Genomic DNA, 26,856 nt, shown 5'->3' with positions numbered 1-26,856 from the left:
TATTTTGCGTATTGATTCGAGAATCCTATTAATACTCCAGATGCTCCTTATCATCGATCCGCTTGCGGAAGACGTAGTAGCTCCAAATTTGATATCCGAGCACGAATGGCAGAATCGTCAGCGAGATATATGTCATCACCTTCAGCGAGTAAGCGCCGGAAGCCGCATTCATAATCGTCAGATTGAACTCAGGGCTGATCGAGCTGACCATCACTCGTGGGAATAAGCCGATGAACATGCTCACGGCCGACAGAATGATAACGGCTCCTGTCATGGCGAACGCCAGTCCATCCCGCTCACGCTTAATGAATGACATGGCCAAGAGCAATGCGCCCCCAGCTAACAGCGGCAGGATAAGCCAACCGCTGCCATGAACCGTATAAATATCAGTGCTGACATACGTCATCATGGCGAACAGCAGCAGGACGACGACAACTGCCGGGCTGACATCGCGAGCTGCCTTCCGTGCCCGATCCCGCAGGTTGCCGGTGGTTCGCAGCGTGATGAAGACGAGCCCGTGCAGAATGCATATCATGACTACGGCCACACCGCCAGCGAGGGAGTAGCCATTTAGCAGGTCAAGCACACTCCCAACCATTTCTTTGTTCCCGTCAATCGGCACACCGCGAATGATATTGGCGAATACGACACCGAATAGGAGAGGAGGCAGCAGACTACCAATGAAAATCGCGACATCCCACGCTTTCCTCCAAGCGCCATAATCCATCTTGCCCCTGAACTCGAACGCGACACCGCGCGCGATAAGCGCCAGCAGCAGCACGACGAATGGGATATAGAAGCCACTGAACATCGTCGCATACCATTCCGGAAAGGCGGCAAACATAGCCCCGCCAGCGGTAATTAACCATACCTCGTTCGCATCCCAATAAGGACCGATTGTGTTGATAATGATGCGGCGCTCATGATCTGTCTTCCCGAGGAACCTGGCGACCATGCCTACGCCGAAATCAAATCCTTCGAGGAAGAAGAAGCCAACGAACAGCACGGCGACGAGTATGAACCATAACTCATTTAGCGATAGCATGCCTTACCTCCTTATCAAATGGATCGTAATTCTTCATATCTTCTTCCTCCGGTTCTTCCATCAGCTCATCTTTACGTATCACCTTGACGAAGAGAACAGCGTCGATAATGGCGAGTACCGCATAAATGGTCGTGAACGCAATGAGCGAGAAGAGAAGTTCTTCCGCCGTAACTGTCGGCGATATGGCGTCCTCTGTACGCATAACTCCGAACACAACCCACGGCTGACGACCCATCTCGGCCATAAGCCATCCCGCCGAATTGGCGAGGAACGGAAAGGCGATCATGCCAACCATCAGCTTCAAGAACCATGGGCGCTGCTCCAGCTTCTTCTTGCGGGATAATATCAGGCCGTAAATGCCGACAAGGCACATGAGCCCTCCTGCGGCAACCATCATGCGGAAGCTCCAGAACGTCATTTTGACCGAAGGAATATAATTTCCTGGTCCATACTTCTGTTCATAGCGAGCTTGAATCTGATTCATCCCTTCCACACTGCCGCTAAGCTTGTTGTACGATAGCAGACTGAGCATATATGGGACTTGGATTTTGAACGAGTTTTCTTTCTTTTCCGTATCGATTGTGGCAAATAACGTGAACGGTGCCGGATCCTCACTCGTATCCCAGAGTGCCTCGGCCGCTGCCATCTTCATCGGCTGAGAAGTGAGCAGATGCTGCGCCTGTGCATGCCCAATGTAGGCAACGATGACGGACGAAATCAAGGCAACGGTAATCGAGACGCGGAACGAACGGCGGAACATGTCCGGATTGTGTCCACGCAGCAGTTTCCAAGCGCTGACGCCTGCCATGAAGAAGGCGCCGGTTGCGAATGCGGCGAACAGCGTATGCGGAAATTGCAGCCACAATTGCGGATTCGTAATGAGTGCGAAGAAGTCGCTCATTTCTGCCCGTCCATTGTTGAATTCATATCCGACAGGCGCATGCATGAACGAGTTGGCGGTCAAGATCCAGAACGCCGACAACACGGTACCGATCGAGACGATCCAGATGCAAGCGAGATGAACGCGCTTCGATAAGCGCTCCCAGCCGAACACCCATAAGCCGATGAAGGTGGATTCCATAAAGAAGGCGAGCAGACCTTCAATGGCAAGCGATGGCCCGAACACATCACCGACGAAGCGGGAATAATTCGACCAGTTCATCCCGAACTGAAACTCTTGCAAAATGCCGGTGACGACGCCAACTGCGAAGTTAATCAGAAATAACTTGCTCCAGAACAAGGCAGCTTGCTTATAAATCTCCTTGCCCTTGACGACATAGAGCGTCTCTAATACGGCGATTAAAAACGCCAGTCCAATCGTCATGGGGACGAAGATGTAGTGGAATAATGTTGTTGATGCGAATTGGATTCGCGCGAGAATGACCTGATCCATAGAGGCCTCCTTGTGATGAAAATGTGATCGTCGTGGAACAAGAAAAAGGTCTGTGAGATTCGAATAATGTGAATGTCTTCACGTTATGTGGTGCTGTGAGTGTGGCACTCGTTAAGATTCAGTCGTTAAGAAAAGCGTTAGGTTATGAGCTTGACGAGGCTGTATGTACATCGCAGCACACATCATTGCACACATCGTACATACTCTTGTCATATGGCACTGGCAGCCAGTCAAGTGAAGTTCTCACGTTCAGCATTATCTTAGAGCAGACTGGAGGGGATGTCGCCATCCATTTCAACAGGGCGGGGTCATCCATGTTCAAGAGACTGACACAGAGTTGACAACGTTTCGATGAAAAGGGTCAGTACGAGATCACGAAGAGCAATGATATACTTAATTATATGTGATAAAAATCACAGACCAAGAAAGCAAGAGGTGTATTTCCATGTGGCAACCGGATCGTTCCAGCAATCAACCACTATATCAGCAGATTGCCGCATATATTGAGCGCAGCATTTATAACGGTGAATTTTCTCCGGGAAGCGTCCTTCCATCGGAACGCAAATTTGCCGAGCAAATACATGTAAATCGAAGCACAATCGTTCAAGCTTATGAAGAGCTGCGTGCTGCAGGCATTATTGAAAGCATGGTCGGTAGTGGTACTCGAGTAAGCAAGTCGAAGTGGGGGGCAGACTCTCAACAAACGCCAGATTGGCATCAATATTTAGATAGCTGCAAGCTAGTCCAGCCTGATCCTGTATACGCCGAATTGATTCGTTCCGCACTGGATTCGGGCAGCAACTGTATAGACTTTGCCAGCGGAGAACTGTCACCCGATTTGTCGCCAAATGAAGAGATGCGGATGCTTTTGAGCGAGCATCTGCTGCATGAGGACATGAGCTATGACGATCCTCAGGGCTATGTGCCGCTGCGGGAGGTTCTGTCCACTTCTTTACATCAATATCGCGGCTTTCGAACGACAGCATCATCGATTCTCGTTACATCAGGGTCTCATCAATCGCTCTATTTAATAACTCGCCGATTGCTTCAGCCTGGGGATGCGATCGCGATAGAGGATCCTTCCTACTATTATTCTCTGCCGATGTTTCACTCGGCGGGCTTGCGCTTGTTTCGCCTGCCTGTAGACGAGAAGGGGGTATGTCCGGAAGGGATATTGTCCTTGTATCGGGAGCACAACATACGGATGATATTCGTGAATCCGAATTATCATAATCCAACGGGCCGTGTGCTTGACCCCTCTAGACGGGAACAATTGCTTGAGATTTGCGGCAGCTTAGGCATTCCCATTGTGGAGGATGATCCGTTCAGTCTGACTTCCTTCACAGGCAGTCCACCGCCAACGTTGAAATCGATTGATACAAACAATACCGTCATTTATATTGGCTCATTATCCAAAATTGTAGCGTCAGGCTTGCGGATCGGATGGATGGTTGCCCCGCAGTCTGTTATCACGCGGCTTGCTGCTGAACGACAGCAAATCGACTTCGGAATGAGTGTGCTGCCGCAGCGGATCGCCGCACGTTTGCTGTCGGAAACTTATTTTGACAGCCATTTGATACGGCTGCGGCAGGAACTCCTCAAGAAACGGAACTTGCTTATAGATGCGCTGCAGCGCGAACTTCCGGGGGAGGTGGCGTACTCCCTTCCACAAGGAGGGCTGCACTTATGGTGCAAAGTGAGAACCCCCGTTCATGATGCAAAATTGCTAGAGGAAAGCATAAAGGGAGGGGTTCTCTATAATCCTGGTACGGTCTACGGTTCAGAACCAGGGTATGTCCGGTTTACGTATGCAAGACCGCATGAGGATGAAATTGGGTTAGGAATAGCGCGGTTCGCTCAAGCGATTCATGCATCACAGCAGCGAGCAAAATGATTCATACCGGAGTAGAAATTCAAAAAAAGAAATGCAATTGGAAAGTTCCTCCTTTCTAGTTGCATTTTTTTGTAATATGATAGAGAGGAAAGGAAAAGAAAGCGTTTGCGAAATTGGGCGCAGATGAGCTTGGAGGGAGGAAGAAGGAGGGACTATGCTATCCGATAACTAGATGAGATGGAGGGAAATAATGAAGAGATCTATGTATTTGAAAGCGGTTTCGATGCTGCTCAGTTTGATGGTTGTTATGACCTCGACGCTTACAGTAGTGCAGCCTAAGGCGTACGCTCAACCAAACGGGCAGGAGAATGTAAAGGTGGAGCATCAAGATGAAGGCCCAGTCCTATCTAAACCAGATAAGGGTGATGGGACTCCGCCGAGCGTTACAGATGTCGTGTATGACAAGGATGGCAATATCCTTCCGAATCCGATTGGAGACTCCAATGAGGAAGCTGCTCGTCTCCTCGCGGATGCTACATTTAGCGGAACGAATCTAGCTCTGCATAAGCCAGCCTTTTCCTCCGGTAATGAAGTAGATTATTTGGGGCCTGAGCTGGCTGTAGACGGAAAAGGGAATACAAGATGGTCTTCGGCGAAGGAAGATGATCAATGGTTCTATGTAGATCTTGGAGAGAAAAAAGCTTTCGATCGTGTCGTAATCCGCTGGCAAACACCGGCCGAAACATACAAGATCCTTGTATCGGATGACGCTCAGAACTGGACGAATGTGAAGGACAACGATGGTTCCATCCAATGTAAGGGCGGTGTGGAGACGGTTGATTTCCCTTCCCTCGAAGCTCGTTATGTGAAGTTCCAAGGTGTAAAGCGTGCTCCTGTCGATGGAGTACTGTATGGCTATTCCTTTTTTGAATTTGAGGTGTATCAATTGAATGACTTGCAATCTGTCATTGACAAGGTGACGGCAGCGCTCACGGTGCAAGCTGGACAGACGAAGCTCGATTGGTCCACTGCAGGAGTGCCGGAAGGCTACAGCGTCAGTGTATTTGGCAGCGACAGGGTTCCTGTCATCGACCGTGATGGCAACATCCGTACACCGCTAGTAGACGCCAAGGTGAATCTGATGATTCAGGTGGAGGATCAGAATAATCCAGACCGGAAGCTGCTGTCAGGAAGTATCCCCGTAATCGTTCCAGGCTTGCATAAGCAGACATCGGATCGTAACCCGGAGCCGGAAGTAATCCCTTCTCTGCGCGAATGGTATGGGGATTCGGGCAATTTCAAGCTAAAGAAATCTTCGCGAATTGTAGTCAATCCAAAGGATGAGTCTTTGCTCCGTAAGGCGGCAGAGCTGACTAGCGCAGATGTATTGGATCTGACGGGATACCAGCTTACGGTAGTCTCTGGAACGCCGAAATCTGGGGATCTGTATCTGTCGATTGATCCGTCATTATCATGGCTTGGCGATGAAGGAAATGTATTCAAGGTAGGGGATTACGTAGCCATTACCTCTTCATCAGCTAAGGGGGCTTTCTTCGGAACAAGAACAGCGCTCCAAATCATTAAGCAGAATAAGGACTTGACGATTCCGCGAGGTGAAGCAAGGGATTATCCGAAGTATGAGAAGCGTGGACTCATGATCGACGTAGCCCGCAAATTCTTCACGGTTGATTTCCTTCGCGATTATGTGAAGCTGTTGTCATGGTACAAGATGAACATGTTCCAAATTCACTTGAATGATGACGTCGGGGAGCCATTCGCAGATGGCACACGTGCAGCTTACCGCTTAGAAAGCACGACGTATCCTGGACTTGCAAGTGCCAGTGGGCATTATACGAAGCAAGAATTCAAGGATTTGCAGCTCATGGGCATGGACTATGGCATTAATATCATCCCTGAAATCGACACACCCGGACATTCTCGCGTATTCACGACCTACAACCCGGCGCTTGGAGACGATTCCCATTTGGATATTTCTAAGCCGGAAACCGTGGAATTCATCAAGAACTTATTCAATGAGTATATAGATGGAAGTGACCCAACATTCGTCGGGCCAGAAGTGCATATTGGCACGGATGAATATTGGGGTCCGGATATCGAGCGCTACCGTTGGTACATGGATACACTTGTGAAGCATATTAACAGCAAAGGCAAGCACCCGCACATGTGGGGAGGCTTGACCCAATATACCGGAACGACGCCGATTAGCAATGACGCAACGATGGACATCTGGTATGAGCCATACGGTGCGCCACAGCAGGCGGTGGATCTCGGCTATGATGTCATCAACTCGCAGAATGTATACATGTACATTGTGCCTACCCTATACGGAAACTACTTGAATTCGCAATTCCTGTACGATGAGTGGGAGCCGAACAAGTGGGAGAACACATCGCTGCCACTTGGCCATCCGCGCGTGAAGGGTGGCATGTTCTCGATGTGGAATGACGTATCTGAAGCGAATGGCTTGTCAATGGACGATGCGCATATCCGATTGCTGCCTGGCATACAGGTCGTAGCAGAGAAGCTGTGGACGGGAACGCGCGATGATAAATCCTTTGCGCAATTTAACAATCGTACAAAGGTGATCGGTGATGCGCCGAATGCGGATCGTTCCCACAAAATAACAGTAAACAATCCAGAAAATCTCGTTATGGAGTACATGTTCGAGAAGAAATTCAAGGATAGCTCAGGCAATGGCTTTGATGGCAAGGCAGTCAATGTGGATATTACAGAAGGGAAATATGAACAGGGCGCGCATTTCAACGGCGGCAAGAGCTACATCGAGACGCCAGTTGATGCGATTGGGTTCGGTTGGACCGCGTCCATGTGGATCAAGCCGGACAAGGATAATCCAGATGACGCTGTCTTGATGGAATCGCCTGTTGGCACTTTGAAGCTGAAGCAGGGCAAGACAGGCAAGCTTGGATTCAGCAAAGAGCATTACGACAGTACTTTCAATTACGTCGTTCCAGAAGACAAGTGGACCCATATCTTGCTGAAGGGCGATGACAAGGGCGTATCACTATTCGTCAATATTGATGAGTATGTGGAACGTTTGGAAATGCAATATCCAAAGATGAATACGCTTGTCTTGCCGACGCTTCGCATTGGAAGCGAGACGAACGCATTTAAGGGTATGTTGGATAATGTGGTCATCTACAACAAAGCAATCGAGCTGCTCAGCACGGAAAATCTGGCTTTGCAGAAGGCTACGGAATCTTCGGAACCAGAGTTTCCTTACTATTCCTCGGATAAGGCTGTAGATGGCAATCCGTCTACTCGTTGGGCCAGCAAGTATGTGGATGATGCTTGGTTCCTTGTAGACTTGGGAGAGGTCAAGGATATCAATAAGGTAATTATCAAGTGGGAAGGCGCCTATGCGGAGAAGTATCAGCTTCTTGTATCTGATGACAAGACGAACTGGAGAAATATTTCCGGTGAAGGCGGAATCATCGAGTCCAAGGGTAAAATGGACATTCTCGAATTTGATACAACGCCAGCACGCTACGTGAAGTTCCAAGGCATCCAGCGGGCAACCGTCTTCGGCAACTCTTTCTACGAGTTTGAGGTATATTCACCAGGGCAAATTCCTGAATACAAGCAGTTGATCGCTACCATGGATGATATGCTGGCGAAGATCGGCAACAAGGGGAAATGGTACAAATTGCTGCTCGAAGTACTGAACCGATACCCATACGATGCCAATCGTCCGATTGATGAGATGAAGACGCTCATGTCGCAGCTTCAACCGAATTAACAGACAGGTGAAAACCTCGCTTCCTTGCTGGAGGCGAGGTTTTTTGGTGCAGCTGAAAAATCAACATCATGCAATCTTCACATTTTTATCCACACTATGGAATGACCCGTGGTTCATTCTCGTGTTATCATAAGGGGAGCAGCTGATATTTTACGTCTAAACCATACAACTAGAACTTTAGTAAGTAGGCTGCGCTGAAATGCTAGGGGGATTATTTCATAAATAATAGACAAAAGGGGAGTGGGACGATTATGGCAGTGAGAAGACGTTGGCTGATTATGGGGAGCATTCTGCTTATGCTCGGAGCCGCAACAGGATGCGGAAGTCCGGAGGCAGAACAGCCAATGCAGGGTGCACAGGAGAAGGAGACGCCTGTTCAGGTGGCAGCCGTGCAGAAGGGGGCGCTGAATCAGACCAATGAGATGATTGGAACAGCGAGTGCAAGCCGATCTGTCGAGGTGATTCCGAAGCTGAGCGGCGAACTGAGCCGAGTGAACGTGAAGAAGGGTGACACCGTCAGCAAAGGCGAGACTCTGGCAAGCGTGAAGGCAGACGATCTCGACATTCAGCTCCGCTTGGAGCAGCTGGGCTTGGAACAAGCGCAGGACCAATATAAAACGCTGCATAATGCACAGGCATCCGAGCTTGAATTGGATCAGGCGAAGCGCAGTATCGAGCAAGCCGAGCTGCGTATTCAGCAAGCGAACAACCGTAAAGCAGACGCGTCTATCAAGGCGCCAATCAGTGGTCAGGTGGTGCGTGTAGCGGCCGAGCAAGGCGAGCTTGCGGCAGGCACTTCGCCGTTGTTCACGATCGTGTCAACCAACCCGATCAAATTCACGGCAAATGTGAGCGCTAATCAGATGCTGCTTCTGCAGAATCGGAAGGAAGTCAAGGTGGAGCTGCCGGATCTCGGCAAAACCATGAATGCGAGCATTACCTTTTTGTCGCCTGTTGCGAACGAATCTGGATTTTATGCACTGGAAACACAGGCTGAGAACAAGAAGGACGAGATTAAGCCAGGCATGACGGCCAAATTCTTGGTTGATCAACAAGTCCTGAAGGATGCTTTGCTCGTGCCGACAGAAGCAATCGTTGAGAAGAATGGCACCTCACATGTATTCGTCATTCGCGATGGACAAGCTGTCGAGGAAGCGGTAGAGGTGCTTGAGGCGCAATCCAAGCTGACGGCGGTGAAGGGAAATCTTCAGCCGAATGATCAGGTTGTTGTCAAAGGACAACTGACTCTGACAAGCGGCAATAAAGTCAAAATTGTCGAGGGGGCACGCTAACGTGAAAGTAATCGACGTCTCCGTTAAGCGTCCTATCGGCGTAATGATGCTCGTGCTGGCGATTCTAGCACTGGGCTTGTTCAGTCTGCGCAGTCTTGCAATCGACCTTTTCCCGAAAATCGATGTGCCGATTGCTGTAGTCGCAACCTCCTATCAAGGAGCGGCTCCAGAGGAAATTGAGAAGCTGATCTCCAGACCGCTGGAGTCTTCTCTGAGCACGATTCAAGGGATTGACACCCTATCGTCTCAGTCACAGGCGAATTCCTCGCTGGTCATGCTGCAATTCAAGACCGGCACGAATATGGACAACGCCCTGATCGATGTCCGGGAGAAGGTCGATCAAGTGAAGGGAATGCTTCCCGATGATGCCAACGATCCGACCGTGCTTCGGTTCGATCCGAATCAGATGCCGATCATTACACTTGGCTTGACGGGCGCATCTCCAGAGAAGCTTCAAGAATATGCGGACAAGACCATCATTCCATCCTTGGAACGAGAACGTGGAGTTGCATCTGTCTCTGTTGCTGGGGGCAAAACACGCGAAATACTCGTTGAGCTGAATCGTGCAAGCCTGTCGCGGTACGGCATTACGCCATCTCAAGTGGTGCAGGCGATCAACGCAGAAAATAAATCTCAGGCAGCGGGCTCTGTACCGAAAGGTGTGCAGGATCTGCAAATCCGGGTGAAGGGCGAATACGGTTCCGTAGATGACATCAAGCAGACTATCATTCATTTGCCGCGTGGGGGACAAATACAAGTTAGTGATGTAGCTGTCGTCAAGGATACGTTCAAGAAGCAAACCTCGCTGACGTTAGTAGATGGCAGCCCTGCCCTCGTTCTGTCGGTACAGAAGCAATCGGATGCGAATACCGTAGCGGTTGCGGATAACATCGACAAGGGACTTAGCAAGATGAAGGACGTATTGCCGCAAGGCATTGAACTGAAGAAAGTGTCCGATACGTCGACCTTCATTCGTCAATCGATCGACAGCGTCATCGGCAATATGATGAGCGGCGGTGCATTAGCTGTCGTGATCCTGCTGCTTTTCTTGCGCAGTGTACGCTCGACCTTCGTTATCGCGCTGTCCATGCCGATTGCGATTATTTCGACGTTTACGCTCATGTATTTCACGGGGCAGACGCTCAATATCATTTCGATGGGCGGGCTTGCGCTCGGCATCGGGATGATGGTCGATAACTCTATCGTTATATTGGAAAATATATTTACCTACAGGCAGCAGGGCATGTCCATGAAGGAGGCGGCCGTGAAGGGGGCATCTGAGCTCGCTTCTGCGGTAATCGCCTCAACAATGACAACCCTCGTCGTGTTCCTGCCGATCGTGTTCATTCAAGGCTTGACTGCCGATATCTTCCGGCCGCTCGCACTGACGGTCTGCTTCTCGCTTATTGCATCGCTTGTTGTGGCGATTACACTCATTCCGATGCTGGCGTCAAAGATCGTATCCGAGAAGAAGATCATGCAGCAGGAGAAGAAGGGCTGGTATATGCGCTTCTTCGGCGGGTTTGTTGCAGGGTATAAAAAGATATTGAAATGGGCGCTCGGACATCGTAAAACGACGGTGTTTGCCACGATTGCTTTACTTGTAGGGAGCTTCTTCCTCGTACCGTTCATTGGCATGGAATTCATGCCTGGCGGGGATCAAGGGCAAATTCAGATCAAGGTTCAGACGCCAAGCGGCACAAGTCTGGAAGAGACGAAGAAGACCGCTGACGAAGTGGCAGCCCTGCTCAAGCCTTATGAGGGCATCATTGAGACGGCCTCGCAATCGATTGGCGGCGGTGGAGGATTCGGCGGAGGCGGAACGAATTCTGCTACGTTCACCGTTCAACTCGTTCGCGCTTCGGAGCGGGATATCAAGACCAAAGAACTGATGCAGAAATTAACGGATGCGACAGGCAATATTGCAGGCGCAGACATTACCGTATCTGCTCAGGAGTCAGGCTTTAGTGCAGGCGCTCCGATTCACATCAAGCTGAATGGCCAGGATCAGAAGGTATTGGAGGAAGTTGCGAATCAAGTGGTGTGGATGATCTCTGACGTACAAGGGGTATACAATGCAGAGTCTTCCGCAGCGGAAGGCAATGCGGAGTTGAACATTACTGTCGATCGCAGCTTGGCCGCTTCCTATGGCATCTCCTATCAGCAAATTTTGAGCGAGATTTCGCTTGCCATGAATGGGCAGATGGCTACCCAATATCGGGAAGACGGCAATGAATATAATGTGAGAGTCATAATGCCGGAGGAAGAACGCAACAGTATCGCTGCATTGAATGCCTTAACGATTCAATCGCAGAATGGCCAGTTAATTCCACTGTCTGCTGTTGCGAAGTTCAATCAGCTCCAAGGGCCTGTCATGATTCAGCGCGAGAATCAGCAGCGTCAAATTAACGTTACGGCTGATATTGCGGGCAGAGACCTGGGCAGCATATCGAAGGACATTGAACAATCGCTAAAGAAAATGAATTTCCCAGATGGGTATTCATACTCCATGGGCGGAGCGAGTGAAGATATGGTGGAAGCATTCGGGGATCTTGGAATTGCACTCGTATTCTCCATCTTCCTCGTCTATGTCGTCATGGCGGTTCAATTCGAATCGCTGCTGTATCCGTTCATTATTATGTTCGCGATGCCGACGACGTTCATTGGGGTTATTGGCGGATTGTTCCTTACGGGCACACCACTGAGCGTAACGGCGATTATCGGGGTCATTATGCTCGCGGGTATCGTTGTCAACAACGCGATTATATTGGTGGATTACATCAATATCCAACGCCGCAGCGGATTGGATCGCCATGAGGCCATTATGCAAGGTGCGCCGAGCCGGATTCGCCCGATCTTCATGACGACGTTAACAACGGTGCTCGGCTTGCTGCCGCTTGCGCTCGGCATCGGGGAAGGCGCGGAAATGCAAGCGCCGTTGGCGGTTGTTGTAATATTCGGTCTGTCCTGTTCGACGATCTTTACGCTGCTGCTGGTACCAGTTATGTACACGTATTTGGATGATTTCTCGAACTGGATGAAGCGCTTGTTCACACGCAAAAATAAAGTGGAAAACGTAAGCGAAGCAACAGTATCTAATTAATTGGAATCCCCTATAGTTTTATGGAAGAAATCTTGGTATATAGCAAAGCTCCTACGAACGAATACAGTCGTTTGTGGGAGCTTTTTCTTTTTGATATACAGCCAACTCCAACCGGTACATAAAAGAATTGACATGTTGAATCGGACAGATTACGCTTGATTTTCCTATTATTCTCATTTCTGGGTTGATAGACATGGCTGTCCTTCTACTAGAATGCTGAAGTAGATAGGGATAATGGAATGAATGTGTAGATGGGAAATAATATCTTGGAAAGGAAAAGGTCCGATGCCTAAACGAATACATGCATTACATGCGAGCTGGCTGTTCCTTGTCTCTTATGTATTAAGCAATATGCTGTCCACTTTTATTTTTCCTGACAAGCAGCCATTGTACGCAAATTTGGGCCTGTTCTTGCTCTATGTCATGTTTGCACAGATTGGCCTGCATGTACTTCCTTCCGTTTTATTTATAAGCAGCAAGCGAATGTCATGGAAGGCTGTATTCAAATTCCGCCACGTATCATTAAGTACGATGCTGCTAAGCCTCCTAATTTACGGAATCAGTCAAGTTCCAATGCTGTTCATCCATCAAGTCACAGAGCTTATTTCAAATGTCCTTGGTCGCTCGTATCAGATGTCCTATTATCCACTAGCTGCTGACTTCACATCGCTGCTCATCCTCATCATGGCTATCGGAGTATTTCCTCCGATATGCGAGGAGTTGCTGTTTAGAGGTGTACTATTGACCGGATATGAGGAAAAGGGAAAATGGTTTGCAGCGGCGATGAGTGCTCTCCTGTTTGCTCTATTTCACGACAATCCGTATCGGCTGCTGGAGCTGTTCTTTTCTGCATGGGTTTCAGCCATAATCGTGCTTCATGCCCGGTCGATCTGGCCGGGAATAGTCATTCACTTGGCCACAAATACAACCTATGTCATTGGTTCCTATATGAAGGGTGGAGACCTCGTTATGGGCGTCACTTCAACCGAAGCCTCCCCGAATTATTGGATAATAGGAGGATGGGGAGCCTTGTCTGTTCCGGCTGTTTATATAGGGTATATGCTGCTGCGAATCATTGCCAAGAAAGAACAGGGCAAGGAGAGTCACAACAGCACCAGTCAAATGGATAGTAGAAAAGGGTATAGCTGGCTAATCCCGATTTTCCTGTCACTTCTCATCTTTGTACTTCAGGTCATGTAACTAAGGCTTTTTAACAATTCCGCATCTATAGCATCGGCCAAATCTCTGCCCACACCGCATCCAAAATATCCTGCAGCCGATCTTCCTGACTATTGATGGCGATCACGGCATCCTTATCGGGCATGACCATACAGAACTGTCCATGCGCGCCATCCGCCCGATAGGCATTGTGGGAGCACATCCAGAATTGATAGCCGTAGCCTTGACACCAGTCACGGCTGCCTTCATTGCCGATCTGCTTGCTCGTTGCAAGCTGAATCCAATCGGCAGGGATCAATTGTACACCGTTCCACATTCCTTGCTGCAGAAGCAGCTGGCCGAAGCGGCTCAGTTCTTCGTTCGTAAGTGCCAGCCCGGCACAGCCCAGCGTTACGCCAAGCGGCGAGGAATCCCATGTCTCTTCTGTAATTCCAAGCGGCACGAACAGCCTTGGACGCAAGTAGTCGTGCACCGTTAGTCCGACGGCTGCCTGTACCATTGCCGAGATCATGAATGTATCTCCGCTGCTGTATGTGAACCGCTCGCCTGGCACTCTATCCAGCGGCAGAGACATGTAATAGCGAACCCAATCCTTTTCCTGCAGCGAAGCTCGTTCCTCTGCCCAGAGAGGGGGAGAGTCATGACCGGAAGACATGCGAAGCAGCTCGCCCAGCTTGATGCCTGCGGGGTGAAGCAGGGGATTGGGCTTCGTGTGCATATGAGCGTACTGCGGGAACACATCTCCTAGCGTTGTATCCAGGGTCAGCTTGCCTTCCTCAATAGCAAGACCCACGGCCATGCACGTGAACGACTTGCTGATCGAATGCTGCAACCGCCGGCTGTCTTCTTTTTGATCCCACTTTCCGAACAACTCCCCGCCCTGACGAACCCGCACAGAGGTGACCTGCAATTGTTCAGCCTTAATCCGATTCACAAATTCGGTCAGGCTTGAGGGTTCTATCATCTCCATTACTCCTTTCTCAATATGAGTATATGAGTGGTATGTTCTATATCCGTTCCAAACCATTTCGCACGCATGACAATTCGAGCATATTCCGTTTCGCCAAAACGCATTGTTGTATATGTCAGGGATGATCGATGTAGAAACGTGATCCAAATCTCTTCATGAAAATCATGAAATCACGCGTCACCAGTGGATAGAAACGTTTCTATTAAGTATGATGAAATCTATACTTCAAGTATGTCATTGGTTCTAGTGATTGTCAATGAGTCTATAGTAATCGCTTTCTTTTTATTTTACATCTCAAAAAATGGGTAATTTCCAATTAAGAGTATTCAAATTTTACCCCTTTGATCGATTGCATCAAAAAAAGCATTGACAGATTCAGGAACATAGATCTATGATTGTGTCGAAACGATTCGAAAGAGTTGCTTACATTACGCAATCATGTGTTTTCAGCGAGTGATTTTCACTTAGTTGCAGACGAAAAGCTGGATTACAGTTAGAGAACGAACAGGTAAAGCACTCGATAATTAGATGATCTAAATAAGTCAGCCCTATAATTTCAAAAATACGAAAATGAAAGGGGTTACATATGGCGCATGTAACGATAGAAACTGGGTCGAACATTTTGCGAATGAACACGAGCATCCACGTGATTTATCCCTTGGAATCACAAATTCCGCCAAGCAGTACGCTCTATTTGCTGCATGGTGCTGGTGATAATGCGAGCACATGGCAGCGGCTGACGACGATTGAGCAATATGCTCAGCGTCACAATTGCACGGTTATTATGCCAGAGGCTAATCGCAGCTATTACACAGACATGGCGTATGGACTCGATTACTTTACATTCATTACCGAAGAGCTTCCCGATTTGTGCAGCAAGCTGCTCCAGTTGAATATCGAGCCAGAGCATACATACGTTGCGGGCTTGTCGATGGGAGGATATGGCGCTTTGAAATGTGCGCTTACCTATCCCGAGCGATACGCCAAGGCAGTATCGTTGTCCGGGGTTACCGATATGCAGCGCCGACTTCGCGATCCCGATATGCCCCAAGGAATGGTGAGAGAGATGCAGGCGGTGTTTGGCATGGATTTACTCGTGAAGCCCGAGCAGGATCTATATGCGCTGGCTGCCAAGAGGATGGAAGCGGAAAGCTTGATGCCGTCCATCCTGTGCTGCTGCGGTTCGGAAGATCCTTTTATCGAAATGAATCGAGCGTTTGCTGCGTACATGAATGCCGCTCCCTCATCCGGGTTCCACTTCCACTATGTTGAAGATTCAGGCACCCATGACTGGGTATTTTGGGAGAAGCATTTGAGGACAGCGTTTGACTTTCTTTTTGACAACAAGAAGCTATCTGAGAGGGGAAATGCAATGTGAAATCTGCAGCCTTGCAGGGGCTAGACGGCAAGCTGAAGAGTCGTTCGAAGCTGGGAGCGCTGTTCAGTGAAATATGGAAGCATCGAATGGTATATACGCTGCTCCTTCCTGGGCTGATCTGGCTACTATTATTTGCGTATTTGCCAATGGGCGGCTTATCGCTTGCCTTCAAGGATTATAAGGCGAACTTGGGCATTTGGGGCAGTCCATGGATCGGGTTTGAAAATTTCAAGTACGTGTTCCGTGATCCCGCCTTCCTCGATGCGCTGTGGCGGACGCTGTACATCAACATCATTAAGCTGGTCATTCAATTCCCATTCCCGATCCTGCTGGCGCTCATGCTGAACGAGCTTCGAATGAAGCGTGCGAAAAAGGTATTTCAAACCGTGCTGACGTTTCCCCATTTCTTGTCATGGATTATCGTGTCAGGGGTTGTCATTAATGTACTGGCCTATGATGGACTTGTGAACAGCGCACTGACGCTGCTTGGATTGCCAACGATTAATTTTCTTGGGTCGGAGAGCACGTTCGTTCCGATGCTGCTGCTTACGGATATCTGGAAATCCGCCGGTTGGGGAGCCATTATCTACTTGGCCGCTATTTCGGGTATCGATCAGGATCAATTCGAATCTGCCCAAATTGATGGGGCATCACGGATGCAGCAGGTGTTTCGCATTACGTTGCCCAACATTATGCCTACCGTCACGGTCATGTTCATTCTGTCCGTAGGCGGACTGATGTCATCGGGCTTTGATCAAATTTTCAACTTGGCAAATGCAGCTACGAAAAATGTGTCCGAGGTGCTGGATGTGTACATTTACCGGATCACCTTCCAATCTTCCACTGACTTCTCGTTCTCAACGGCGGTCAGCTTGTTCCGATCTCTGGTGAATATGATCCTGCTGCTTGCTGCCGATCGAGTAGCGAAAATGCTGGGCGGAGACGGGCTATTCCGATAAGGAGGGATGCAACAATGAGCAAGAAAACGGCAAGGCGGTCTTCGTTCCGCAGAGAAAAGATGACTGCTCTCGACTATATCTTATTTGTCATTCTACTTGGTATTGCACTGTTGATTCTCATTCCATTCTGGAACGTCATTATGATTTCATTCTCGACGCCGAAGGAGTACGCCGACAATCCGTTCATGCTGTTCCCGAAAAATCCAACGCTGGCCCCCTACAAGGCGCTTTTCATGGACGGAAGCATTCTAATGGGATACTGGAACACCTTCAAGCTGCTTATTGTCGGTTTGCCGCTAAGCCTATTCCTGACGAGCAGCATGGCTTATGGACTTAGCAGAAGCAAGTTTCCGGGCAAGCGGACCATCTTTTTCCTTGTGCTGTTCACGATGATCTTCAACGGCGGTATTGTTCCGCTGTACCTGATTATGAAATCCCTGCATTTGACCGGGACATTATGGTCTGTCATTTTTGCTGGCAGCTTCAGCGCCTTCAACATGATATTAATGATGAACTATTTCTACAGTCTTCCGGAATCGCTGATGGAGTCCGCACGCTTGGACGGAGCGGGCGAATGGAGAATTATGTTCTCCGTCGTGCTTCCGCTGGCCGCGCCCATTATGGCAACCATTACGCTGTTCTATGGTGTCGCTTATTGGAACAGCTGGTATGATGCGATGATCTTCCTGCGCAAGGCAGAGCAGCTTCCGCTGCAGAACGTGCTTCGCACCATTATTGTGGAATCGACGACGAACGCATCTAATGCGTCAAGCGTAAATGCTGTCGGCAAGCAAGCTTTTTCAACGGGGATGAAGATGGCTGCGGTGTTCGTCACGATGGTGCCTATCATGTGCTTCTTCCCTCTGCTTCAGAAGCATTTCGCTAAAGGGGTGTTGACAGGGGCTATTAAGACCTGATGATACACATAGATTTTTGTTTTTTTGCATGATGGTATGACGGCAATATTCAGTATGCATGTATGCATCAAAAATCTAAAGAGGTAGCTCAAATAGGTCGCTTTTGATCACGAAGAAAATAAAGTACAGGAAGTGAATCGGCGTCGAATCTTGCATTCACTCTCGAAGTCCGCTGCTCCTTCTTCGAGTTCTTGCAACCTTCTCGGTGCTGAAAAGTGACCTATTGAACTCGATCTTAAAAAGGGGCGACAAAACATGAAAGCAGACAAAAAGCTGTCGGTAAGATCCATTCTTCTCCTCTCGCTATGTCTGGTAATGCTGCTGGCTACGGCATGCTCGAAGGAGGGAGCGCAAGGAGGCAATGAGAAGGATGAAAGCGGAAATTACAAGGACAAACTCAAAATTTCCGTGGCAAGCACCATAAATCTGAAGGACGGACAATTGAACAATGAGTTCCACAAGTTCTGGATGGATAAGTTCAATCTGGAGTGGGATTACAACTTCATTGAATGGGATTCATGGGCGGAGAAGCTGCGGCTGTGGGTCAGCTCCGGCGATCTGCCTGACGTGGCTACATGGAACTATATTCACGGCGACGCGATGAACTATATCGACCAAGGGCTTCTGTACAAGTTCCCGGACGATTGGAAGGAGCGCTGGCCGAACGTGGCTGCTGCTTACAAGCTGACTGGGCTTGGCGAGAAGCTGGAAGGGCTGAAGGGCGGCACTTATCTGCTGCCACGTCCCGTTTACTACGAGAACAAGCCTGCTGAGCCGCTTGTAAACCAAAACGGCGTAATTGTCCTGCGCAAGGACTGGGCACAGGCTGTCGGCTTTGAATTAAAGGATGCCTATACGACAAGTGAATTAATGACGTTTGCCAAGCTGGTGAAGGAGAAGGATCCGGGCAAGGTTGGCGCGAATCTGGTGCCTCTTTCCTTCAATGCAGGAGATGCATTGGTGAACATCATTATGCCGAACAGTGAGCATTCGCGTGTGGAGTCTGCCTTCTATAAAGGAGAGGATGGAAAATATCACTGGGGGGCAGCGGATCCGGAAACGCTTGTCGGCTTGAAGCTGATGCAGCAGGCATACAAGGAAGGACTGTTGAATCCTGAGTTCTATACATGGAAAAACAGCGAGGGAGGCGACAATTTCCGCGTTAAAGGCGCAGCGGCAGTAGCCGGCCTTGGCGGTCTGGCATCCTTTAGACAAGACGTGGATAAGGATATGCTGAAAAACCTGGGCGTGAGCAGCGACGATCTTGTTCATACTGCGATCGTGCTTGGTGATGACGGCAAATATCGCAATCTGGAGCAGGCGAATTTCTGGTCGGCACTTATTTTCTCGCCGAATATCAGCAAAGAGAAGTTTGAACGGGTTATGGACTTATTGGATTATTCGACTAGCAAAGAGGGCCAAATGCTCTTGAACATGGGCTTTGAGGGCAAGGACTGGAAATACGGCGACAACAAGGAGCTGGTAAGCTTGCTGCCGGAAGGGACATCGCTTGAGGATAAATATCCAAGCCGCTTCGAAGGGCTGTATTTGTTGGGAGACGACTTCAGCATCATTAACCCGGCGATTAAGAAGGAATATCGCGACCGCGCCATTCTGCATTATCAGAACAAGGCGAAGCTGGGCAAAGAGGGCGGCAAGCTGGCCGCTTACGACTGGACGGTTCAATTGCACGATTCCAAGGTGAAGAACCAGGCAACATTCGATTACGAGACGGAGTATACGAATCTCATTTTGCAGAGCGGTGATCTGGAATCGAACTGGAAGAAGTGGGTGGAGAGCAAAATGCCGCTCGTGCAGCCGGTTTTGGATGAGCTGAACAATTTGAAATAGGTACGATTTGTTTAAAGATAAACCCGGTATGCCAACTGTGCAAACGGCTTGCTGCTGCCGGGTTCCTTTTCCACAACATTATTCTTCTCAATGAGGAATTTGCACAACCGATGATTCGCGCTGCATCTTGGTGTATGTACAACGGAGTCATATATTGCGCAAGTCCCTGAGGAAGGAGAATCACTAATTTAGGAATGAAAAATGAAAATCCCTTCGAATGATGACAAGTCAATGATCGTTCATACGAGAAATTCGAACCGTGGAGGAACTATTATGGATAATCAACAACTTCAAGCGCTTGTACAACAGATGACATTGGAAGAGAAAATTGCTCAACTGCTGCAGCTTACGGGACATTTTCATGAAGGCTCGGACAGCGACGGGCAGGTAACGGGGCCGATGGAGGAAATGGGCATAACGGAGCAGATGGTTGCGGCCAGCGGCTCTGTGCTTGGCTTGTCCGGGGCGCAGGGGGTAATCGATGTGCAGCAGAATTATATGAAGAAAAGCCGCCTCGGCATTCCGCTTCTGTTCATGGCAGATGTCGTTCATGGTTTCAAGACTATTTTCCCGATTCCGCTCGCGATTGGCTGCTCGTGGAATACGGAGCTCGCAGAACAGAGTGCGGCAATCGCGGCGCGAGAGTCGGCTGTCTCGGGCATTCATGTGACGTTCGCACCAATGGTCGATCTGGTGCGTGATCCGCGCTGGGGAAGAGTGATGGAAACGACGGGCGAGGATCCGCATCTGAACAGCTTATTCGCACGGGCGTTTGTGCGCGGCTATCAGGGCAGCGATATAAAGGGAGATTCGGAGCGGCTGGCCGCATGTGTGAAGCATTTTGCCGCTTATGGGGCACCGGAAGGAGGCCGCGAGTACAACACGGTTGATATGTCGGAGAGAGCCTTGCGCGAATATTACTTGCCTGCGTACAAGGCAGCGCTGGACGAAGGCTGCGAGATGGTCATGTCCTCCTTCAATACCGTCGACGGTATACCAGCAACAGGAAATGAAAAGCTGCTGCGGGGCATTCTGCGTGAGGAATGGGGCTTTGGCGGCATTGTGATATCGGACTGGGCTTCCATACGGGAAATGATTGCTCACGGTGCGGCTGAGGATGATCGCGAGGCAGCACTTCGTGCTATACGGGCGGGCGTGGACATCGAGATGATGACGCCGTGCTATGTACATCATTTGCCGGGACTTATCCGCGAAGGCAAGGTAGATGAGGCGCTTGTCGATGAAGCGGTGCTGCGCATTCTTCGCCTTAAGGACAAGCTGGGCCTGTTCGAGAATCCACTGCGCGGCGCGAATCCGGAACGGGAACGTGAGATTCTTTTCTGCGCGGAGCATCGCAAGGCATCCTACGAGCTGGCAGCTAAATCCTGCGTTCTGCTGAAAAATAACGGCATACTGCCGCTGCAGCCTAATACCAAGGTGGCGCTGATTGGGCCATTCGCCCAGAGTGAGGACATATTAGGCTGGTGGTCCTGCGTCGGTGCGAAGGAGGATGCGGTGAAGCTGGGCGATGCCTTGTTGGAGCGGCTGTCAAGCGGGCAGCTGAGCATCGCGGCTGGATGCGGCATCGAGTGTATGACAGCAGCTCAGTTGAAGGAAGCGCTCAATACGGCTGCTGCCGTGGATGTCATCGTGCTTGCGCTGGGCGAGGAATCCGCGATGAGCGGCGAAGGCGCCTCTCGTACGGATCTCCGTCTGCCGGAAGTGCAGCTTGATCTAGTGAAGCAGTTGAAGACGCTTGGCAAGCCGATGGCTGCTGTCTTGTTCAATGGTCGGCCTCTTGATCTGCACGGCGTCATCGAATCAGCGGATGCTGTATTGGAAGCATGGTTCCCTGGCAGTGAAGGCGGAGCAGCAGTTGCGGACATCCTGCTCGGCAAGGTGAATCCGTCGGGGCGGCTTACGATGTCATTCCCGCAATCGGTTGGGCAGGTGCCGGTTTATTACAATCATTTCAATACAGGACGGCCGCTGAATCCGAGCAAGACGGAGGAACGCTATGTCTCGAAATATATCGACTGCTCGAATGATCCGCTGCTTCCGTTCGGCTATGGATTGTCCTATACATCGTTCACCTATAGCAATTTGGAGCTTTCCAGCAGCGAGATATCAGATAAGGAGAAGCTTGAAATCCGCGTAACCGTTACGAACATAGGAACAAGAGCAGGTGTGGAAACGGTGCAGCTATATATTCGCGACATATCGGGCGAGGTTGTTCGCCCGCTGCGCGAGCTGAAGGATTATAAGCAGATTGAATTAGCACCAGAAGAAAGCAAGGAAATCCTGTTCTATTTAACCGAGGAGCAACTGAGATATCACCATTCCGATCTTCGCTGGGCAAGCGACGAAGGAATGTTCCTAGTGCATGTTGGATCGAACAGCCGCGATACATTGCAAGATTCCTTTCGACTTGTTCGCTGCTGCTGATTTAGATTTAGGAATAAAAGATGAATGACTAAAAGGGCACAGTTCTACTAGAACAACTAGAACTAGATTTATAGATACAATAGACGCCTTGCTATGAGCTGGGATAGGAGGAAGGGCAGACATGACGACAATAGAGAGATCAACGCAGTCGAAGTTTACGATACAAGCCGGCGAATTGCGCTTTACATTTTGGCCGAGCGGTGATTTGCATCAAGCAGTTAGCGGGCAGATCATGCTCAATCAGTTGGTGACGAGTCCGCTTGATGGCTCGCTCAATAACTTATATCTGCGGATTCACGACGATTCAGGTATCCGCTTCTATCCGCTGCTCGGGATTCGCTCACGCAGCGCCGTGCGGGTGGAAGGGAACCAGGCCGTATGGGAAGGGGCCGTCGAGGGAGTAGCGTATACGGTTACCTTTGCACTTCTGAAAGAGGGCATTTGGTTCTGGGATATTGCGGTACGCGGGGAAGGTGTAACCGTCGATATCCTGTATGGCCAAGATCTTGGCGTTGCTTCAGTAGGTGCGGTACGCAGCAACGAGGCGTATCTGTCGCAATATATCGATCATGCTGTCTTCGAGGATGAAGAGATCGGCTGTGTTGTATGCTCACGCCAGAATCAACCGCAAGGTGGATCATTCCCTTATATGCAGCAGGGAGCGCTCAGCCGTGCGATTGGCTACTCGACTGACGGGTTTCAATTTTTCGGATTGTCCTATAAGGAAACCAACATACCAGTGAGTGTGATCAAGCCTTGTCTTTCCAATGAAGTGTATCAGTACGAGTTTGCCTATACTGCGCTGCAATCAGAGCGTGTTATGCTTCATGGAGAAGAGCGGTTTGTATTTTATGGCCTGTACAAAACAGACCATGCGGCCGCAATAACGGAGCTGGAGTATCGGGACGAGGTCCGGCAGGCATGGGAAGCCTACTTGTCCGAGTCAAGTCATATAGCTGCGAACGAAAAAAATGCAGCATCGAATCCGTTAAATCCTGTCCAATTCAATGCCGATATTGCTGAACCCCTGCGGACGCTTTCGATGACAGAAGCAGAAGTACAGGTGATTTTCCCAGAACGAAATCAGGAAGAGCGCATGGATGGCAAGCTGTTGTCCTTCTTCACAGATTCCTACGAGCATGTCGTGCTGAAGGAGAAGGAACTGCTCGTTGAACGTCCGCATGGTCATATCGTAATGAGCGGAACCAACGTGAAGCTTGGCGCGCAGGTCATAACGTCGACTGCTTATATGTACGGCATTTTCAACTCACATGTGGTGGTTGGGAACACAAATTTCAATAAAATGATGAGCAATGCCCGCAACCCGCTGAACGTGCCAAAGACGTCTGGGCAACGCGTCTATATACACTTGAACGGAAAGTATCGGCTGCTCACGATGCCGTCCATGTTCGAGATGGGCTTCAATTACGCGCGCTGGTATTACAAGACTGACGGCGACATGCTAATTGTGACGAATTACACGGCATCGGACGCGCCTGAGATCCGCTTGAACGTCCGCTCTGTGAATGGAACGGCCTATAAGTATATGGTCACCAATCAAGTGACGATGAATGTCAACGAGTTCGAGCTTCCGGTTCACATGAAGCAGGAGGGCGGAACGCTGATCTTCCATGCGAATCGGGAATCGCTGAGCGCTAAGGTGTGCCCGAATCTTGAATATCGCATGTGGGTGGAAGGGGCGTCAGTGACGATCGGTGATGAGACGATGCTGGCAAGCGGCATCCAATCTGGTGACGCTTCACTTGTTGTCATGCAGCTTGATATGAATCAAGAATGGACGTTAACAATTCAGGGATTGCTGGACGGACGAGAGAACGCAGCGAATTCGGAACACTCCCCGGGGACACGTGATATCCAACCCGAAATGGACGCATACCGTGCATTTTTGAAAGGCTTGATGAACGAATTCCATCTATCGTATGGAGCGGGACAATCCGATGAGCTATTCAAGATGAATGCCTTGGCGTGGTGGTACACACATAACATGCTCGTTCATTATGCAGTGCCGCACGGACTAGAACAGTATGGCGGAGCGGCTTGGGGGACGCGTGACGTATGCCAAGGGCCAGTTGAATATTTCATGGCTACTCACAAGTACGAGCAGGTGCGGGATATTGTGAAGATGGTCTATTCCCACCAATATGAGGACGATGGAAACTGGCCGCAATGGTTTATGTTCGATGAGTACTTTACGGTACAGCAGGAGGAGAGCCACGGGGATATTATCGTGTGGCCGCTCAAGGTGCTGGGCGATTATTTGACGGCAACCGGGGATTACAGTATTTTGAAGGAAAAGGTTCCTTATACCATGAAGCAGCGTTTTGACTTTACGGCGGATAAGGCGACCATACTGGAGCATGCCATCAAGGAAATCTCGTATATTCGCAATCATTTCCTACACGATACGCATTTATCATCTTATGGCGATGGAGATTGGGATGATACGCTGCAGCCGGCGAATGCGCAGTTGAAGAAATATATGATCAGCAGTTGGACCGTGGCACTTACGTATCAAGCAATGAAGCAATTCGCTGATGTGCTGCTGGCAGTGAACGAGAAGCTGGCTGAGGAATTGCAAGAGATCGCATCCGGCATTGAACAGGACTATAAGCGCTGCATGCTGCACACGGAGGTTATTCCCGGCTTCATCTATATGGAAGATCCGGCGCATGCCAAGTTGATGCTGCATCCGACAGACACGGATACCGGCATACAATACCGGCTTCTGCCGATGACGCGCAGCATTATTGCCGAACTGGTCGATGAGATGCAGGCTCACATTAATTATCGCTTGATTCAGGATCATCTGTTGTTCCCGGATGGTGTGCGACTTATGAATCGACCGGCTCAATATGCGGGCGGCGTCAGCACTCACTTCAAGCGGGCCGAGCAGGCGTCGAACTTCGGACGCGAGGTAGGACTGCAGTATGTGCATGCGCATATTCGTTATGTTGAAGCGATGGCGAAGCTTGGGTGTGCGAACGATGCTTGGCGCGGATTGGAGACGATTAATCCCGTTGGCATTCGGGAAGTCGTTCCTAATGCGGAGCTGCGCCAAAGCAATGCCTACTTCAGCAGCTCTGACGGGAAGTTTCATTCCCGGTATGAGGCGCAGGCGAATATGGACGCGCTTCGCAGCGGATCGGTGCAGGTGAAGGGCGGATGGAGAATCTACTCCAGCGGTCCGGGAATCTATATGAATCAACTGATTGCGAATGTGCTTGGTATTCGGCAGGCTGGAGGCGATTTGGTCATTGATCCTGTGCTTCCGAACACGATGGATGGTCTGCATTTTGACTACCATTTTGCCGGAAGACAGGTTACCTTCATCTATTATATTGCAGGCGGTGGCGTGAGCCGGGCGGCGATAAATGGGACGAAGGTGAATGCGGAGCGGCTGAATAACCCGTATCGGCAGGGTGGCATACAAATCGCAAGTGCGGATATCGAACGCGAATGGAGAAACGGTGCAAATCGGATTGAAATATGGATGTAAGGAAGGCAAAGGCGATCTTTTCCGGGTCGCCCTTTTCCCTATAATGCTACAATAGGGAAAGGACATCTGAAGAGCGTGAACGGACATCGGCACATCTTAGTATGACAAAGCGGCATCCGTTCGGATGCAACATCATAAGGAAGAAGGATTGGTTATCAAACGGAGGATTGAGGACACGTGGTCAGTATAAAGGATATCGCTAAAAAAGCAGGAGTGTCAATTTCAACGGTATCTTATGCCCTGAATGGCAGCAGCAAGGTGACGGATGAGACAAGCTCAAAAATATTGGCTATTGCCAGAGAATTGAACTATGTACCGAACGCTGCTGCCCGCAATTTGAAAAAAAGAGAAACGAAGATCATCGGCGCCTTTTTAACGGACTTCAAGGGCGAAGTATATGGCGAATTGCTGGACGGCATGAAGAAAGTATGCAATGCGCAGGGCTATGATCTGATCGTATGCAGTGGGAAGCAGTCTCACCGCATGCTGCCGGAACGAATGATCGACGGCGCCGTCATTCTCGATCAGACGTTCACGAGTGAGGAACTGCTTATGTACGCTGATCGCAATCATAAGATTGTGGTGATGGATCGGGAATTGGATCATCCGAACATTAATCAGGTGCTGTTGGATAACAAGGCGGGTGCGACCTTGGCGACGGAATATTTGGTGGAGCAGGGGCACCAGAAGATTTATATCGTGACAGGCCCGCCTGGATCGTATGATTCCGAGCAGCGGATGAAGGCAGTGAAGCTCGTATCGGATCGGGCAGCGAATGTAGAGTGGGTTGAAATCGTCGGCGACTTCAACAAAAGCGGCGGTGAGAAGGCTGCTGAGCAAATCTTGCAGGAGTACAACGGGCCAGCTGCTGTATTCTGCTTGAACGATGAAATGGCGGTTGGGTTGTACAATCGCATATCAGATACAGAGCTCCGTGTTGGCGAGGATATTCATCTGATCGGGTTTGACAATATTGAGCTGACTCGCTATATGCAGCCGCGACTCGCAACCATCGATTATTCCAAGCACAAGTGGGGCTCGCTCGCATGCGAGCAGTTGCTTAAGATGATTGCGGAGGAGAAGGTTGAGCATGAGCGCGTCTACGTTACCCTCGTTAAGGGGGAATCCGTAGGTAAAGCTTAACAATTATGGGTTCAACCATACCTCTTAAGTAATGAGTATCGCTCGATGACTA

The 26,856-nt window shown here is 49.8% G+C and carries 15 protein-coding genes; 12 read left to right on the top strand and 3 right to left on the bottom strand.

The genetic code is table 11. The features are described 5' to 3' along the window. Positions 1–28 precede the first annotated feature (28 nt). Entirely contained in the window at positions 29–1,045 is a 1,017-nt protein-coding gene (gene cydB / locus M3661_RS08370) for a cytochrome d ubiquinol oxidase subunit II (protein WP_251483655.1), read from the bottom strand. After that, entirely contained in the window at positions 1,029–2,438 is a 1,410-nt protein-coding gene (locus tag M3661_RS08365; RefSeq protein ID WP_251483651.1) for a cytochrome ubiquinol oxidase subunit I, read from the bottom strand. Before M3661_RS08365 ends, cydB begins: the two co-directional genes overlap by 17 nt. Positions 2,439–2,883: 445 nt before the next feature. Here M3661_RS08365 and pdxR point away from each other — a divergent pair, with 445 nt between their 5' ends. The 5 genes from pdxR to M3661_RS08340 all read left to right on the top strand — a co-directional run bounded on the left by pdxR (position 2,884) and on the right by M3661_RS08340 (position 13,645). Next, positions 2,884–4,332: a MocR-like pyridoxine biosynthesis transcription factor PdxR gene (gene pdxR, locus M3661_RS08360; protein ID WP_251483650.1), complete on the top strand. Its 1,449-nt coding sequence runs from the start codon at positions 2,884–2,886 to the stop codon at positions 4,330–4,332. Positions 4,333–4,522: 190 nt separating this feature from the next. After that, entirely contained in the window at positions 4,523–8,050 is a 3,528-nt protein-coding gene (locus M3661_RS08355; RefSeq protein WP_251483648.1) for a discoidin domain-containing protein, read from the top strand. A 251-nt stretch (positions 8,051–8,301) separates the two neighbouring features. Then, positions 8,302–9,342 carry an efflux RND transporter periplasmic adaptor subunit gene (locus M3661_RS08350; RefSeq protein WP_251483646.1) on the top strand — a complete coding sequence of 347 codons (1,041 nt, stop codon included), beginning with the start codon at positions 8,302–8,304 and terminating at the stop codon, positions 9,340–9,342. A gap of 1 nt (position 9,343) precedes the next feature. Then, positions 9,344–12,445: an efflux RND transporter permease subunit gene (locus M3661_RS08345; protein ID WP_251483643.1), complete on the top strand. Its 3,102-nt coding sequence runs from the start codon at positions 9,344–9,346 to the stop codon at positions 12,443–12,445. Positions 12,446–12,730: 285 nt separating this feature from the next. After that, positions 12,731–13,645 (top strand): type II CAAX endopeptidase family protein, encoded by a 915-nt coding sequence (locus tag M3661_RS08340; RefSeq protein WP_251483640.1) that lies wholly within the window; start codon positions 12,731–12,733, stop codon positions 13,643–13,645. Between the two features lie 25 nt (positions 13,646–13,670). Here M3661_RS08340 and M3661_RS08335 read toward each other — a convergent pair whose 3' ends face one another. Then, complete coding sequence (locus tag M3661_RS08335) at positions 13,671–14,588, bottom strand: serine hydrolase domain-containing protein (RefSeq protein WP_251483637.1); 918 nt, start codon at positions 14,586–14,588, stop codon at positions 13,671–13,673. 592 nt (positions 14,589–15,180) lie between these two features. Between M3661_RS08335 and M3661_RS08330 the strand changes: the two genes are divergently transcribed. The 7 genes from M3661_RS08330 to M3661_RS08300 all read left to right on the top strand — a co-directional run bounded on the left by M3661_RS08330 (position 15,181) and on the right by M3661_RS08300 (position 26,804). Then, positions 15,181–15,972 carry an alpha/beta hydrolase gene (locus tag M3661_RS08330; RefSeq protein ID WP_251483635.1) on the top strand — a complete coding sequence of 264 codons (792 nt, stop codon included), beginning with the start codon at positions 15,181–15,183 and terminating at the stop codon, positions 15,970–15,972. Beyond that, positions 15,969–16,931, top strand: coding sequence for an ABC transporter permease (locus M3661_RS08325; RefSeq protein WP_251483625.1), 963 nt, complete (start codon positions 15,969–15,971; stop codon positions 16,929–16,931). Before M3661_RS08330 ends, M3661_RS08325 begins: the two co-directional genes overlap by 4 nt. A gap of 14 nt (positions 16,932–16,945) precedes the next feature. Next, a complete protein-coding gene (locus M3661_RS08320; RefSeq protein WP_251483624.1) occupies positions 16,946–17,848 on the top strand; it encodes a carbohydrate ABC transporter permease in 903 nt (300 codons plus the stop codon). Positions 17,849–18,103: 255 nt separating this feature from the next. Next, positions 18,104–19,699 (top strand): extracellular solute-binding protein, encoded by a 1,596-nt coding sequence (locus M3661_RS08315; RefSeq protein WP_251483622.1) that lies wholly within the window; start codon positions 18,104–18,106, stop codon positions 19,697–19,699. 273 nt (positions 19,700–19,972) lie between these two features. Next, the gene (gene bglX / locus M3661_RS08310) at positions 19,973–22,144 is read left to right on the top strand and encodes a beta-glucosidase BglX (RefSeq protein WP_251483620.1); all 2,172 of its coding nucleotides are present in this window, start codon (positions 19,973–19,975) and stop codon (positions 22,142–22,144) included. A 121-nt stretch (positions 22,145–22,265) separates the two neighbouring features. Beyond that, the gene (locus M3661_RS08305; RefSeq protein ID WP_251483609.1) at positions 22,266–25,661 is read left to right on the top strand and encodes a GH36-type glycosyl hydrolase domain-containing protein; all 3,396 of its coding nucleotides are present in this window, start codon (positions 22,266–22,268) and stop codon (positions 25,659–25,661) included. 177 nt (positions 25,662–25,838) lie between these two features. Continuing rightward, a complete protein-coding gene (locus tag M3661_RS08300; protein ID WP_065293390.1) occupies positions 25,839–26,804 on the top strand; it encodes a LacI family DNA-binding transcriptional regulator in 966 nt (321 codons plus the stop codon). The last annotated feature ends 52 nt before the right edge of the window (positions 26,805–26,856 follow it).

The organism is Paenibacillus sp. MER 180 (assembly GCF_023713665.1).
GTDB classification, from domain to species: Bacteria; Bacillota; Bacilli; order Paenibacillales; family Paenibacillaceae; genus Paenibacillus_B; species Paenibacillus_B suaedae.
This window is presented reverse-complemented; position numbering and strand designations above follow the sequence as displayed.

Bases quoted from the DNA above. Each gene is read 5' to 3' on its own strand.
- cydB (WP_251483655.1), bottom strand. From the start codon at position 1,045: ATGCTATCGCTAAATGAGTTATGGTTCATACTCGTCGCCGTGCTGTTC.
- M3661_RS08365 (WP_251483651.1), bottom strand. From the start codon at position 2,438: ATGGATCAGGTCATTCTCGCGCGAATCCAATTCGCATCAACAACATTA.
- pdxR (WP_251483650.1), top strand. From the start codon at position 2,884: ATGTGGCAACCGGATCGTTCCAGCAATCAACCACTATATCAGCAGATT.
- M3661_RS08355 (WP_251483648.1), top strand. From the start codon at position 4,523: ATGAAGAGATCTATGTATTTGAAAGCGGTTTCGATGCTGCTCAGTTTG.
- M3661_RS08350 (WP_251483646.1), top strand. From the start codon at position 8,302: ATGGCAGTGAGAAGACGTTGGCTGATTATGGGGAGCATTCTGCTTATG.
- M3661_RS08340 (WP_251483640.1), top strand. From the start codon at position 12,731: ATGCCTAAACGAATACATGCATTACATGCGAGCTGGCTGTTCCTTGTC.
- M3661_RS08335 (WP_251483637.1), bottom strand. From the start codon at position 14,588: ATGATAGAACCCTCAAGCCTGACCGAATTTGTGAATCGGATTAAGGCT.
- M3661_RS08330 (WP_251483635.1), top strand. From the start codon at position 15,181: ATGGCGCATGTAACGATAGAAACTGGGTCGAACATTTTGCGAATGAAC.
- M3661_RS08320 (WP_251483624.1), top strand. From the start codon at position 16,946: ATGAGCAAGAAAACGGCAAGGCGGTCTTCGTTCCGCAGAGAAAAGATG.
- M3661_RS08315 (WP_251483622.1), top strand. From the start codon at position 18,104: ATGAAAGCAGACAAAAAGCTGTCGGTAAGATCCATTCTTCTCCTCTCG.
- bglX (WP_251483620.1), top strand. From the start codon at position 19,973: ATGGATAATCAACAACTTCAAGCGCTTGTACAACAGATGACATTGGAA.
- M3661_RS08305 (WP_251483609.1), top strand. From the start codon at position 22,266: ATGACGACAATAGAGAGATCAACGCAGTCGAAGTTTACGATACAAGCC.